This is a genomic window from Bradyrhizobium retamae (assembly GCF_001440415.1).
Taxonomy (GTDB): domain Bacteria; phylum Pseudomonadota; class Alphaproteobacteria; order Rhizobiales; family Xanthobacteraceae; genus Bradyrhizobium; species Bradyrhizobium retamae.
This window is the reverse complement of sequence record NZ_LLYA01000163.1, coordinates 59,555-72,838: the sequence shown is the minus strand read 5'-3', so window position 1 is coordinate 72,838 and position 13,284 is coordinate 59,555. Positions and strand designations below refer to the sequence as shown.

The window sequence follows — 13,284 nt, the reverse complement described above, 5'->3', positions numbered from 1 at the left end:
TCCGAATCATGGTTGCCCATGGATTCAGAAACCTTCCAAGAACGCAACTGTAATGCTAGGTGGGCATACCGTCGGACTCTTAGCTCGTGCTTTGAGGATTTGTTCTTTCAAATCAACGCGAAAGCGGCGTCGTAATGATTGAGTGGCAGTGAGGGGTAAACGGCGGCAATAGTCAGTCTCCGTTGTGATTGGCTGTGGGAACATGGAGCGGTGCGAAACACCGGTGAAATAGCTTCCTTCATTCAGAGCGGGCCGGGAATATTGAATCAACGGCTAGGTCACCTCGATACGCGATGCGATGGTGCTACCTGCGCTAAGGCCGATTCAAGGGAATGAATACGGATGCACACCGAGCAATGTTCGTTGCGGCCCGTTCGAAGAGCGGCGGAAACCGTCAGTTTTGCTTTGCTGCCTGACTGATCACCGACGCTCTGCCAAGCGGCTCTGGGATGGGCTGGCTGAGCAGTCGGTCTCGGCCCGACATGACGTCTCCCTGGACCTGCTCGGACAGGCGCTCCATGTCACGCTGACGGATATCCGCAGCGGCCTCATCGACATCGACCTCGGCAAAACCCAACGCACGAAGGCCTTCCGCTCCCATCCGATAAGCGGATTCGACCGTCTCGCGGATCTGATACTGGACGCCAGCGCGGATCAGCTCAACAGCCACGACGAAGTCATGGCGATCCTGCGCGGCGGCAACGGCCCGCTGGAATTCGGAGCATTCGGCGGCCTCGTTTTCCGCCACCATGGGGCGTTCGGCGCGTGCGATGCAGAAATGCGTCGGCAGTTCCAGATCGACCTGGCTCCGCCGCGCCCAACCGCGCCGGCTCTCGACGTAGTGGGTGAGGGTCCGTCGCCGAAAAAGACCTTGAACCCATATCGAGCTGCATCGCGGATCCGGTCGGGGTCCCGGTCGATGACGGCAAGGTCGACGCCCCGGGACAGCAGAAGTTGCGAGGCGATCTGGCCGAAGCGGCCGAAGCCGATGAGGAGTATCCGCCCCTTCAGATCGCGCGCGACATCGACGCCGTCCATTGACGCCTCGCTACGCAAGAGCTGGTCGGCTGCTATCATGAACAGCGGTGTCATCGCCATGGACAGGATTACGACGGTGACGAACAACGCATTTTCCCGCGCATAGATCACGCCGCCCGACGTCGCAGCGGCATAGAGCACAAAGGCAAATTCTCCGCCCTGCAGGAACATGGACGTCCGGTGCACGGCCTGATGGTTGGAACCGCCGAACAGGCGCGCGACCGCATAGACCTCGGCGCCCTTCGCGACCGTGAACGCAACCAGCATGGACAGCAGAAGCCGCCATTCGGCCGCGACGACGGAAAGATCGAGCGACATTCCAACGGCGAGGAAGAACAGTCCCATGAGCAGGCCACGAAACGGTTCGATATCGCTCTCGATCTGATGGCGGTAACTTGAACTCGACAGCATCACGCCGGCAAGGAATGCACCCATTGCCATCGACAGGCCGGCAGCGTCCATCAGGAGCGCTGCGCCAAGGACCACCAGCAACGCGCCAGCCGTCAGCACCTCGCGTGTTCGTGCGCGTGCCAGCAGGGCGAAGAAAGGGTTCAGTCCCCAGCGCGACACCCCCAGCAGCGCCACCAGCGCAGCCGCCGCCACCATGATGTCGGTCCATCCGGCTTGCCCGTGCGACAGCGACGACAGGAAGGCGACCACCGCCAGCAGCGGCACGATCATCAAGTCCTCGAACAGTAGGATCGCGACCGATTTCTGGCCTTCCGCGCTCGAAAGCTCGCCCCGGTCCTGCAGCACCGACATGATGACAGCGGTCGAGGAAAGAACGAAGCCCGCCCCGGCAATGAAGGCGATCGGACCGGAAAAGTCGAAGATCGCCGCGCCCGTCAGCGACAGGGCGGCGGTCGCTGCGGCCACCTGGACACAGCCCAGCCCGAAGATCTGGCCACGCATCGCCCATAGTTTTTGAGGGCGCAGTTCCAATCCGATCACGAATAGGAACATCACCACCCCGAGTTCGGAGAAATGAAGAATGGACTGGGCATCGGTGATCAGGCTCAGCACCGATGGCCCGACCAGCAGACCGGCGGCGAAATAGCCCAGGACCGATCCAAGGCCGATCCGCCGGAACAACGGCACGGCGACAACAGCCGCCCCCATCAGGACGACCGCAGGGTTCGATCATTTGCCCAAGACTCGCTTCAGCCATCAACTCGCCTTTCCAGTATTTTGCCCTGACGCACGGAGGCTCTTCGGTGAGGGCCGGCACAGTCCATGGCCCATGGTGGCGAGCTCCGCGACGGCTTTCCTCTCAAATCCGGCTGACGCCGCCTTGTCAGCTTCGATCCCGTCGGATCGATAATCGAGAGACCGGCAACGCCTCAGGTTGCCGGCACCTCGTTCTGCGACACGTCCTAGCAGTTCCGTCTCGGTTTGCAGATCGCGTCATGGCCCCATACCGACTGCTGAGGTTCGTGAAGCTCGGCATCGTGGGCGTAAAGTTCACGGATGGCTTCGATGCGCCCGCGAGGCATCATGTTCCCCGAAGACCCGCTCGAGATTGGCGTGCATGATCTTTTCGCAATCCATCGGTGAGTCCCTCGAGCGGAGCTCTGAGCTCAGAAAGGCGATGACGAGGCTCGATCAACAGCCAAATCTCGATGGCGTCGTTGAGGCGTCTCGTCATCCCCGGGCTCAGATCAGCCTTTGCTTGGTACGGGCGTGTTGAGCAGCTGCTGCTCCCACAGGAAGGCGATGCCGCTGCCGGCGGCATGCTGCACAAGCAGTTGAGAAAGCTCGGCGGCATGCTCCGTGCGGGCCCAGTCGCGCTGCCATTCCGACGCCACCGCCAGCCAGGTCATCATGTTCGCGCCGGCCGCGATCATGCGCTGGATCGCGACCTCGTGGGCCTCTACCGAAACGGCGCCCGATGCATCGGTGACGACCGTCACGTCCCAGCCCTCGCCGAGAGCCTGGATCGTCGGCATCGCGACGCAGATCTCGGTCCACAGGCCGGCGATGATAAGCTGCTTGCGGCCGGTGGCTTTGACCGCGTCCACAACCTTCTCATCCTCCCAGGTGTTGATGAACGTCCGATCGATCACCTCGTGGTCGGGAAATACGTCCGTGATCTGGGGGAAGATGAAGCCGCCCCGATCGGCGATCACGCTCGTCAGAATCGTGGGCACGCCGAAGGCCTTAGCGGCCTTCGCCAGAGCCGTCGCATTGTTGACCACCATCTGCGGCTCGTGGCTGTTCACGTTTGTGAGCTGGTAGGGCTGGTGGTCGATCAGAACGAGGACCGAGTCTTCGGGGCGAAGAAGCGAATCGAGGCCGTTACGAGGGGTCATTGAGAATCCTTTCTCTGCTGCTATCGACGGCAATGGGTTCACGGAGACATGCGCCAGCGGGCGACGTTGCCTGGACGCAATTTGCTGTTCCTTTTGGCGATGCAATAGTGCCATTGTCTGGATAGCTGTGTCGCGGAAAGAGGAACGCCAAATTGGACATGGAAGATCTGCAGACATTCGTCGCAGTGGCCGATGCAGGGGGCGTGTCGGCCGCTGCGCGCCGACTCGGCGTCTCCAAGTCAATCGTCAGTCGGCGTCTTTTCCGGATCGAAGCAGAACTCGGCGTTCAGCTTCTTGCACGAACGACCCGCGGCGCCGCGCTTACGGAAGCGGGGATTACGTTCAGGGACCATGCGGCCCGAGCCAGCACCGAGATCGACACGGCCAGGGAAACGATCCTTCCCACCGGTGATCTGCGCGGCCGCCTGAGAGTTGCCATGCCGCTTTCTTTCGGCCCGACCCACTTCGCCCCCGTGCTTGCGGAAATGGCGCATCAACACCCGCAGCTCCAGATCCATACCTCCTACAGCGATCGCTTCGTTGATCTCATCGCAGAGGGGTTCGACTGCGCGATCCGGGTCGGGTACCTTCAGGACTCCAACCTGATCGCGAAGCGCATCGGACCGATCTATGGGAAGCTTGTCGCAAGTCCGGATTATATTAGAACGCGCGGTTCACCTCAGACGCCAGATGAACTCGTCACCCATCAGGCACTCATGCAGGGGACGGAAGCCTGGCAGTTCATGGATGGCGACAAGATCGTCACGGTTCAGCCGCAGGGCAGGTTCAAGGCCGACAACGCTACGGCGCTTGCCGCTGCCGCGGCGGCAGGACTGGGGGTCGCCTGGCTCCCCGATTGCATCACACACGAATATGTGGCCGCCGGCGCGCTCGTTCCGATTATGACACGCTATCCCCCACCTTCGGCAGGCGCGTATGTCGTCCGCCCGCCTGGTCAGCATCCCGCGCGCAAAGTACGGATTCTCACCGAGATGCTGATCAAGAGCATCGAACTGAATCCACACCTTTGGGGGATCGGCGCCGAACACGATCAGCGCGAAGCCTAATCCAAAGGCAGGAGTTCGAAGGTCGCACTCCTCAGCCGTGGAACGCGACGACAACGCCGGCGCGTTCCACTTACTGCGACACAGCTTAATGCATCGCAGGACTAGTTGGACAGACGCTTGCTCGCCAGATTTAGTTTTGGTTCGGCTCGAAAGCGCTCACCCGCTCGCATGGTCCGGATTGATCGAAAATCAGGCATTCGCATCAGCAGGGCGAGACCGTCTAGAAGCCTAGTGAGGATGACGCGCATGAGTTGGAATCCAGCAATCGAACCGGGGTGCCCCGATGCGGTGGGCGTCGATGCGATCGAAACTCTTATTGTTCCACGCGCCCGAGACCTTGGCGGCTTCGAGGTCCGGCGCGCCTTACCGGCGCCGAACCGGCAGATGGTCGGGCCGTTCATCTTCTTCGACCAAGCCGGGCCGGCCGAACTATTGACCGGACAGGGCGTCGACGTTCGGCCGCACCCGCATATCGGTCTCGGCACCGTCACGTACCTCTATCGCGGCGATTTCCATCACCGTGACAGCACCGGTGCCGACCAGATGATCCGTCCTGGCGCGCTGAATTGGATGGTTGCCGGGCGCGGTGTGTCGCATTCGGAGCGTACCTCCGCAGCCGCCCGAACCGGTCCGAACAGCCTGTTCGGAATACAGACATGGCTGGCGTTGCCCGACAGCCATGAGGACATGGCGCCCATGTTCGAGCACCACGGCAAAGAGGCGCTGCCGGTGATTGAGGATCGCGGCGTCTCGGTCCGGCTCATCCTCGGGGACGCCTATGGTCAGAAGGCACCCGCGACGATGTTCTCGGAGACGTTCTACGCCGACGTGACGCTCGAAGCCGGATGCCGACTGCCGATGCCGGACGATCACGAGGACAGGGGAATCTACATCGTCGAAGGTTCGATCTCGGTTGCTGGCCAGGAATATGAGGCATCCCAGATGATGGTCTTCAGACCTGGTGACAGGATCACGGTCGCGGCCGGCGGCCAAGGTGCTCGGCTGATGATCCTCGGCGGCGCAACGCTCAGCGGACCGCGCTATATCTGGTGGAACTTCGTCGCCTCCTCGAAGGACCGCATCGAAGAAGCGAAGGCCGAATGGCGCGCCAAGGACTGGGGCAAGGGACGTTTCGATCTTCCGATCGATGACCGGGACGAGCACATCCCACTGCCGGACTGACCGGCGCTAAGAAGGAGGCCACCTGGGCACGAACCCGGGCGGTTCAGACTGACGCGTTGCATGCCGGGTATGTTCTCGATGGAGAAAGCATAATGAGCAACAAGTGGCCCCAACTGGACTACCTCGGCTGGCGCGAGACGTGTTCGGCCCTGCATCTCTATCTACAGATCGCCGGGAAATATCGCCTTGCTCATACCCCCCTGGCTCAACCATTCCTGGAGCGCGACCCTCTATGTCACGCCGCTCGGCCTGACATCCTCGCCGATCCCCGACGGTCCAGGAATTGAAATACTCTTCGACCTCCGGGAGCATCTGGTTGTCGGCACAAGCGGTAATGGTCGCAAGGCATCATTTGCGCTCGGGCCATCAACAGTCGCCGCGTTTCACGCCAATTTCGTGCGGATGATTTCCGAACTTGGAGGCAGGCCGACCTTTAACGACAATCCGAACGAGGTGCCCAACCCCGTACCGTTCACCGAAGATCATCGCGAGCGGCCCTATGATCGGGAAGCCGTTCAGCGCTTCCATCACGCAACGGTGGCGGTCGACAGGGTATTCAATCGATTCCGGACCTCCTTTCTTGGCAAGTCCAGTCCCGTTCACCTGTTCTGGGGCAGTTTTGATTTGGCTGTCACCCGCTTTTCAGGGCGGCGCGCGCCTCTTCATCCCGGCGGCATTCCTTCATTGCCCAACGATGTGGCACAGGAAGCCTACGACCGCGAGGTCTCCTCTGCAGGTTTCTGGCCCGGCGGTGGCGGCATCGATTACCCCGCCTTTTATGCCTACGTCTATCCGGCGCCGAGTGGCTTCCGGGGGGCGTCGGTTCGGCCCGAGGCCGCGTTCTGGCATGAGGGCCTATCGGAATTCGTTCTGCCCTACGATGCCGTTCAGTCTGCGGCCGATGCCGACGAGGCTCTTATGGCGTTTCTCTTCTCGACTTACGAGGCCGCGGCCGATCTGGGCGGCTGGGACCGCGATTTGCTGGAGTGTGTGCAAGGGCGGCCGCGTCAGGTGCGGCCGCCGGATGCCGAACTGGCGAAGAATGCCCCCTCATCGACCGACAGAAAGATTGAACGGGCGGATGGCGCATCCAGGGACGCTACCGGATGGTCATCGATGGCGCCGAAGCCGAGATGACTTATAGTCGCGCAGGCGAGGGGGTGATCATAATCGACCACACAGAAGTCCCAGCAGCCTTGCGTGGCCGCAAGGTCGGAGAGCAGATGGTGCGCCAGGCGGTCGAGGATGCGCGACGCGAAGTGGTCGCGATTATTCCTCTTTGTCCGTTCGCAAAAGCGCAAATCGGCCGCCATCCGGAATGGCAGGATGTGCTGCGTAAGCCATAGGCTATGTCCGTCGGTGGTGCGGTGGCGCAGGCCGAGAAGGCACAGACGCTGGCGATCGCCAATCCAGCTCAAATGAAGCGTTATCCCAATATACCGACATTCGACGAGGCGGGATTTCCCGTGCTTGGTCTGACCGGTTTCAGCGGGTTCTTCGCGCCGGCAGCCATACCCAAACCGGTTGCCGATCGGCTAGCCAAAGAATTGCGGGAGATCGTGTCGCAGCCCGATGTCAATTCGAAGCTCCTCGACTTCGGATTTGAGGATATGAGCGACGTCACCGATTTTCCAGGTTTTATCGATGCCGTGGTCAAGCGCTGGGCGTCGGTGATCGGCGAATTCAATATCAGCATCTAGGACGCAGCAGTGGCCATCGATCTCGCGGCGCTCAAGACGTTGGAAATTACTGACGTGCGGTTTGCCTATGGCGAGCGCGAAACCATGCTTTACGCGCTCAGTATTGGCATGGGACGCGATCCACTCGAATCGCGTGAGCTCCCTCTTCGAAGGCGCCGGGCTGCAGGCAGTTCCCACGATGGCGGTGGTGCTCGCGTCGACTGGAATCATCCGCAAGACAGGCGTCGATTTCGCAAAGGTCCTCCATAGCGAGCAGCGGCTGGTCCTGCATCGCCAGCTTCCCGTGACTGCCGAATTGCTGGCGAACTCGCGCGTCACTGCGGCATACGACAAGGACGTCGCCGATCTGCACGTTCCGCTCGCAGGTTCTCAACCGTCGAAAATCTGTTCCGACCACGGGAAGTGCTTCAACGATTGTTTGAGCTCCACTCGAAAATTGCTGCCTGACATGCGTGCCACTGAGACGAACGTACCCCTTCCTTGATGCCTGTGGATAAAAGCCCGTGCTTTCAAGCTCGGCCAGTGCCTGACGAACAGTGACCCGGCTGACGCCAAAATTCCTCGTCAGGCTCGTCTCGCTCGGCAATTGCTGCTCGGGCGGGTAGACGCCCGCGATGATCTGGTCGCAGTTCTCGACGATCTGTACATAGAGGGGAGTCACAGCTTTCCGAATCCGTCGTATTTGGCGATCGTCAACCATGGTGAGGTCCAGTTCTGTTCACCGCCTCAACGCAACCCGATGAATTTCGTCCCTGAGCCAGACGTTCGTGATTTCGCCCTTCTGCGTACCTGCTCTCACGCTTCAGGGTCCGAGTAAGTCCGATCTATTTGGCGCACCGGACACGATTCGAGCGTGTGACCTTTGCCTTCGGAGGGCAGCGGTCAGGCGCGCAGACGATCTCTTCGTCACGGCGTATGTGCATGGGGCGTTTCTCTTAAGCGGACAAGTGCAAAGCGTTGAAAAGCGCTGCGAATTCGGTCCGCTTTCCAGCACGAGATGGACAAGCGTCGACGACTATCACATGAGCTTGCCACGGGTTGAGTTGGGCAAATTAATCAGCCTGATGATAGGGACTCAACGTGCGCGCGCCTCCTTTGATCGGCATCACCTTCTAGGTATGGAGCCACTGGTCGATCCGATCAGCCCAAGGCGGCATCAGCTTCGTGCGCGAGCCGAAAAGCGCGAGCGGTCGGTGGCGAGTGTCGAATTTCGGTCGCGCGGCGCAGCAGTCGACGTCGATCAGATCTGCTTTGGGTTGGCTCCCGCGCCATCGTTCTTGCGCGCCATCTGCTCGAATCCGTCGTTCGGAATAACGAAATTCGCCGCGATCGTTTAATTTCTCTTCGGAGTGAACATGAGCGCTGCAGCAAAGGCGTTTATTTCACCATGAATGCATCTCTTGATTGCACGAGGCAAGTCAGGTCACACATCCGCGATGGCGGTAGCCCGTGGACGATCGGAAGAGTCACATCTCCCCCGATCGAAAACGCCAACCTTCCGAAGCCTGTGGGCCAAGCGACGACAAGCACGGAAAGCTCAGTTGCGGCCGCTCGTGCCGGGTTCGGAGCCACCGAAGCTGGACGATCCGGTGCCGCTCAACGTCGTCGGACCGTCCGCGTTGCCGTTCGGATTACCGTTATTCGGCTGCAACACAACTTTGGCGGTGTTATTGCCTTTCATCCTTTGAGTCGAATGGTTATTCGCCGTTTGCGCGACGGCGACCGTACCCGAGAATGCGATCGCAGTAGCCAGTGCAATGGTATTGAACCTCATAGATGTTTTCCTTTCTCATAGTCAGTTAAGCCCCGGGATAAATGGCGGACCGCGCGATCAATTTCTTCCGGAAGCGCACGATCGTTGTCCCGATCGCCGGTCTCATCGGGATAGATTGTCATGTTCTCTGACGTTCAAGAATCCGCGCGATTGATCGCTTCGATCCCGTATCGATCCGCTGTCAGTTGTTGCGCGCAAGCAGCCACAACAAGAAATGCATCGTTTTAGGGTAGTAGAGTGAATATGACCGTCGAACAAACGTCATCACAACCTATCGAGATTGCAGAAGTAAAAGATGCAAGCTTATTTGCTTTCTATCGTGCAATGAACTTGCAAGAGCGACGTACGTTCTGGGCCTGCGGCGCCGGCTGGGCATTGGACGGCATGGACTTCATGATCTATCCGCTGGTGATCGGAACAATCATCACGATATGGGAGATTGATGCCGCCTCCGCAGGTTTCGCGGGCACCGTGACGCTACTGGCTTCCGCGATCGGCGGATGGCTCGGCGGTTACCTCTCCGATCGAATTGGTCGCGTAAGGATGCTGCAAATTACCATCCTCTGGTTCTCGTTCTTCTCCGCCGTCAGCGCCATTGTGCAAAGCTTCGATCAACTTCTTGTCGCGCGCGCCTTGCTTGGCTTAGGTTTTGGCGCAGAGTGGGCGGCTGGCGCCGTACTGATGGGTGAAACAATCCGACCGCAATACCGTGGCCGTGCAGTCGGTTGCGTGCAGTCGGGTTGGGCGATCGGCTGGGGGGGTGCCGTCCTTGCGCAAGCGCTCCTGTTCTCGTACCTGCCTGCCGAAACGGCCTGGCGTTGGATGTTCGCGATCGGAGCCCTGCCGGCATTTCTGGTGTTCTATCTCCGCCGGTTCGTGAGTGAGCCCGAGGTCGCCCAGGTAACTCGCGCGAAGCAGCTGACGACCGGCGATCAGCCGGCCCTGTGGGAGATCTTCTCCAGGCGGATATTGAGAACAACGATCCTTGCGTCATTGATGACCACCGGCTGTCAAGGTGGCTATTTCGCGATTGCGTTCTGGGTGCCGCAGTTTCTCACTAAAGAGCGCGAGCTCTCGGTGGTCGGCTCCACCGGTTATCTCGCGATGCTGATTGCCGGGTCGTTCGTCGGCTATCTTGTGGGGGCATGGCTTGCCGATCGCGCCGGACGACGCAATCTATTCCTGATCTTTTCGCTGGGAGCGATTGCCATCGTCTGGCTGTATACGCAGCTTCCGCTGACTAACGACATCCTGTGGCTTCTCGGCTTTCCCCTCGGGTTCTTCTCGACAGGATACTATGCCGGCGTGGGAGCGTTCCTGACCGAGTTGTTCCCGACGCGGCTGCGCGGCTCGGGACAGGGCTTCTGCTATAACTTTGGCCGCGGTATTGGTGCCTTATTCCCCTTACTGGTCGGTTGGCTGTCGAGCACTGCTTCGCTTGCCAATGCTATAGCAATCTTCGCGGTTGCTGCATACAGTCTGTTCTTCCTTGCCGCCTTCGCATTGCCGGAAACCCGCGGACGAGTGTTGCATCCTGAGACCTAACTAAGTCGCATCATTGTCTTCGATACTTGGGGCCGATTTACGTTACCTCCCAGATTGGGCCGGGACGCCGCTTCGAGGGTGTTCAGGGAGTATGAGAGGGGCCTATAGCGACCCTGGGCTTCCGCCGGTAGTGCATGTTCAATTCGCCAGATGTGCGGTCGATCTCCATCGTTTCTGCTGCGCGGGACATTCTTTGAGAAAAAGGAATTTTTTTCCAAAGCGAGCCCGGTCGGAAGAACGGAGCCTCAGAGGGCCGCCATTCTTCCTTCCGTCCACCTGTGAGGCAAACAGCCCCGAACCATTGACACGAACCTCTTCGGCTCGGCCGCGACGCTGCGCCTTACAGCAATGGGGCTCGTCTTGGCTCCCGTGCTCAGTAGCCGGACGCGGGCTCGCACGGGGGCCGGCGCCACGGGGCGGTCGCGAACGCGCCGACGTCGGGAGCGCGAACGCAGTTTCGCTTGGAAGTGACTGGCACGCGCTGAACCGACGCATAAGCGTCGACATTCGATCCGCGTGTGCTGTTGTAGCTTTCGCGCGCCATCGCGGGGGAGGCGATCATCGCTGCAACCACCAGTCCTGCTGACAAGAGCTTCAGTTTAGTCATTGTACGTCTCCTTGACAAAGCGACGCCGGGAACGTCTCGGCTCGCTCGCCAGACATGTGTGCGCGGGTGCAAGATGCACAGTATCAACTGAACGATCATTTTCGCCTTTGCACGACTCGGTGTCGACGCCTCGTCTTCTGCGCCAGGAGTGAGCGGTCTCGCGGCGAATCCCACTACATGTGCTGAAGAACTGTGATCGCGCGCGAAGAGCGGGACTAGCCGCAAAGTGCGGGTCGGAACGTTTATCCTGCAGCGGATCGAAACTGAGCGCGATGGACTGTGCCGGGATATCTACTTCGAGCCGACCGTGCTGCCGAGGGAATCCGGGTGTCGGACGATCCGTTCCAGGCGGCCTGCTCATGGGTCTACCGCCTGTCCTGCGATCTGCGTGCGGCCGAAGCCAGCACCGCCGTTGCCGGCCGATCTGCCGGGAATCATAAAGTTCGGAGCAAGATTGTCGCATCAGGTCCTGCATGGCGGGATTTAAGTTCCCGCGCTGCTGCCGCAGAGCGACGGTGTGCGCACGCTATTTTCGAACGCCCATCGCGGCTTCGCATTCTTTGCGCTCGTGCTGCTGCACCTGGGCGGCGGCGCTGTTCCACGCCTGGATCCGCCGCGACGGAGTGTTCGGAACGATCTCGCTCCTGCCGCTGTGGGACAGGGCTACACCAGCGGAAATGAATCGATTGCACGGCTGTCGTCGACTGTCTCAGGCGTGCGATCCGAAAATCGATCTTTCTCCCAGGAAAGACCGCCTGCGCGGCTGGCGACTAGAATTCCACAACCTCCAACAAGGAAGCCGACCATGACCAAGGTAGACCTCAAAAGCCCGACGGATCTCGGAGCCAATGCCAACCGGGACGTCCCCGCCGCGCTGAGGGCGCTGCTGGCTGACGTTTTTGCGCTCTACCTCAAGACCAAGAACTTTCACTGGCATGTATCGGGCCGGCACTTTCGCGACTATCACCTTCTGCTCGACGAGCAGGCCGACCAGATATTTGCGATGACTGACGACATTGCCGAACGCGCGCGCAAGATCGGCGGCACGACACTGCGCTCGATCGGCCATATCGGGCGCGTGCAGCGCATTCTCGACAACGACGCCGACTACGTCGAGCCGCAAGACATGCTCGCCGAGCTGCGCAGCGACAACCAGCAGCTGACGCGGGAGATGCGGCGGGTCCATGAACTCTGCGACGAATACGGCGACGTCGCCACCGCAAGCCTACTGGAAAACTGGATCGACGAGACCGAGCGGCGCATCTGGTTCCTGTACGAGACCGGTCGCACCAGCCCGAATTCCTGAGTGCAAGCATTCCGTTCGGCCGGAAAGGGGGTGAAGGATGAGCGACCTCTCGGAACTCCTGCCGGATGGCGGCGCAAAGGCTGAGCGCCTCGTGCTGCGCGAGCTCGAGCATCGGACCGATGTCGAGCTTGCCTCGGCCATCGATCTGGTGACGAAGGCGATAAATCGCTGCGATGGCGTGGAAGCAAGAGCGGCGCTCGCTTCCGTGCAGGAGCGGCTGGAAAGCCACGCGAGGCTTCGCCACGCGCTGCAGATGCCACAATTCACCACGACCGTTGATCTGGCGGCCTACCTCCAGCAACTGTGCCGGTCGATCAGCCGCTCCAGCCTCGAAGGCGAGTGTATTGCGCTCTCGCTTCTGCTGCATCCGCTGAAGATGAATTCCACGCGTTGCTGGCTGCGGGGCATGATCGTTTTTGAGCTGATCACCAGCGCGGCGCGCCACGTGTACCGCGGCGGAGCGGGCGCCATTCATCTCGAAATATCGGTCACGGGCAGGTCGATTGCGTGCTGCGTCACGGACAACGGTTCGGTTGACCAGAGCCAGTATCGGAAAGAAGGCAGCAACATCGTCAAGACGCTCGCTGCGCATCTGCGCGCGACGGTCGATATCTGCGTCGGATCCAATGGCGGCAAGGCCATCGTGAAACTCCCGCGTTAGTCCTGAATCGATTCGGACTGCCCGACGTTGGTCTCGGTGCCGGCGTGATCGCCTGTGCTGCATCCGTCATTAGCAGCTTTTCTCGTGCAACGATC

12 protein-coding genes and 4 pseudogenes are annotated in these 13,284 nt (G+C 60.4%); 9 read left to right on the top strand and 7 right to left on the bottom strand.

The genetic code is table 11. From position 1 onward, the window contains the following. Positions 1–394: 394 nt before the first annotated feature. The 4 genes and pseudogenes from CQ13_RS47205 to CQ13_RS23270 all read right to left on the bottom strand — a co-directional run bounded on the left by CQ13_RS47205 (position 395) and on the right by CQ13_RS23270 (position 3,347). The gene (locus tag CQ13_RS47205; protein ID WP_057845167.1) at positions 395–670 is read right to left on the bottom strand and encodes a hypothetical protein; all 276 of its coding nucleotides are present in this window, start codon (positions 668–670) and stop codon (positions 395–397) included. 57 nt (positions 671–727) lie between these two features. Further along, positions 728–883: pseudogene (locus CQ13_RS47200) on the bottom strand (division plane positioning ATPase MipZ); the annotation flags it as partial. A 14-nt stretch (positions 884–897) separates the two neighbouring features. Next, positions 898–2,157, bottom strand: a pseudogene (locus tag CQ13_RS23275) (monovalent cation:proton antiporter-2 (CPA2) family protein); the annotation flags it as partial. Positions 2,158–2,696: 539 nt separating this feature from the next. After that, positions 2,697–3,347, bottom strand: a complete 651-nt coding sequence (locus CQ13_RS23270; RefSeq protein WP_057845166.1) for a hydrolase — start codon at positions 3,345–3,347, stop codon at positions 2,697–2,699. 152 nt (positions 3,348–3,499) lie between these two features. On the opposite strand from CQ13_RS23270, the gene CQ13_RS23265 reads away from it, so the two are divergent. The 5 genes and pseudogenes from CQ13_RS23265 to CQ13_RS47195 all read left to right on the top strand — a co-directional run bounded on the left by CQ13_RS23265 (position 3,500) and on the right by CQ13_RS47195 (position 7,780). Then, the gene (locus CQ13_RS23265; protein ID WP_057845165.1) at positions 3,500–4,414 is read left to right on the top strand and encodes a LysR family transcriptional regulator; all 915 of its coding nucleotides are present in this window, start codon (positions 3,500–3,502) and stop codon (positions 4,412–4,414) included. Positions 4,415–4,660: 246 nt separating this feature from the next. Next, entirely contained in the window at positions 4,661–5,596 is a 936-nt protein-coding gene (locus CQ13_RS23260; protein WP_057845175.1) for a pirin family protein, read from the top strand. Between the two features lie 92 nt (positions 5,597–5,688). After that, a pseudogene (locus tag CQ13_RS23255) lies at positions 5,689–6,942 on the top strand (DUF5996 family protein). A gap of 21 nt (positions 6,943–6,963) precedes the next feature. Beyond that, a complete protein-coding gene (locus tag CQ13_RS23245) occupies positions 6,964–7,296 on the top strand; it encodes a tripartite tricarboxylate transporter substrate-binding protein (protein ID WP_197427406.1) in 333 nt (110 codons plus the stop codon). Positions 7,297–7,363: 67 nt separating this feature from the next. Next, positions 7,364–7,780: an FAS1-like dehydratase domain-containing protein gene (locus CQ13_RS47195; protein ID WP_430649709.1), complete on the top strand. Its 417-nt coding sequence runs from the start codon at positions 7,364–7,366 to the stop codon at positions 7,778–7,780. A gap of 24 nt (positions 7,781–7,804) precedes the next feature. Here the strand turns inward: CQ13_RS47195 and CQ13_RS47190 are convergent. Beyond that, positions 7,805–7,996, bottom strand: a pseudogene (locus CQ13_RS47190) (GntR family transcriptional regulator); the annotation flags it as partial. Positions 7,997–8,243: 247 nt separating this feature from the next. Here CQ13_RS47190 and CQ13_RS43270 point away from each other — a divergent pair. Continuing rightward, positions 8,244–8,633, top strand: a complete 390-nt coding sequence (locus CQ13_RS43270; RefSeq protein ID WP_156433822.1) for a hypothetical protein — start codon at positions 8,244–8,246, stop codon at positions 8,631–8,633. A gap of 200 nt (positions 8,634–8,833) precedes the next feature. Here CQ13_RS43270 and CQ13_RS23230 read toward each other — a convergent pair whose 3' ends face one another. Then, positions 8,834–9,070, bottom strand: a complete 237-nt coding sequence (locus tag CQ13_RS23230) for a hypothetical protein (protein WP_057845161.1) — start codon at positions 9,068–9,070, stop codon at positions 8,834–8,836. A gap of 243 nt (positions 9,071–9,313) precedes the next feature. Between CQ13_RS23230 and CQ13_RS23225 the strand changes: the two genes are divergently transcribed. After that, positions 9,314–10,615: an MFS transporter gene (locus CQ13_RS23225; protein WP_057845160.1), complete on the top strand. Its 1,302-nt coding sequence runs from the start codon at positions 9,314–9,316 to the stop codon at positions 10,613–10,615. A gap of 373 nt (positions 10,616–10,988) precedes the next feature. Here CQ13_RS23225 and CQ13_RS23220 read toward each other — a convergent pair whose 3' ends face one another. Beyond that, entirely contained in the window at positions 10,989–11,222 is a 234-nt protein-coding gene (locus CQ13_RS23220; protein WP_057845159.1) for a hypothetical protein, read from the bottom strand. An 805-nt stretch (positions 11,223–12,027) separates the two neighbouring features. Between CQ13_RS23220 and CQ13_RS23215 the strand changes: the two genes are divergently transcribed. Continuing rightward, a complete protein-coding gene (locus CQ13_RS23215; RefSeq protein ID WP_057845158.1) occupies positions 12,028–12,528 on the top strand; it encodes a Dps family protein in 501 nt (166 codons plus the stop codon). Between the two features lie 37 nt (positions 12,529–12,565). Beyond that, positions 12,566–13,189: a histidine kinase dimerization/phosphoacceptor domain -containing protein gene (locus CQ13_RS23210; RefSeq protein ID WP_057845157.1), complete on the top strand. Its 624-nt coding sequence runs from the start codon at positions 12,566–12,568 to the stop codon at positions 13,187–13,189. Positions 13,190–13,284 lie beyond the last annotated feature (95 nt).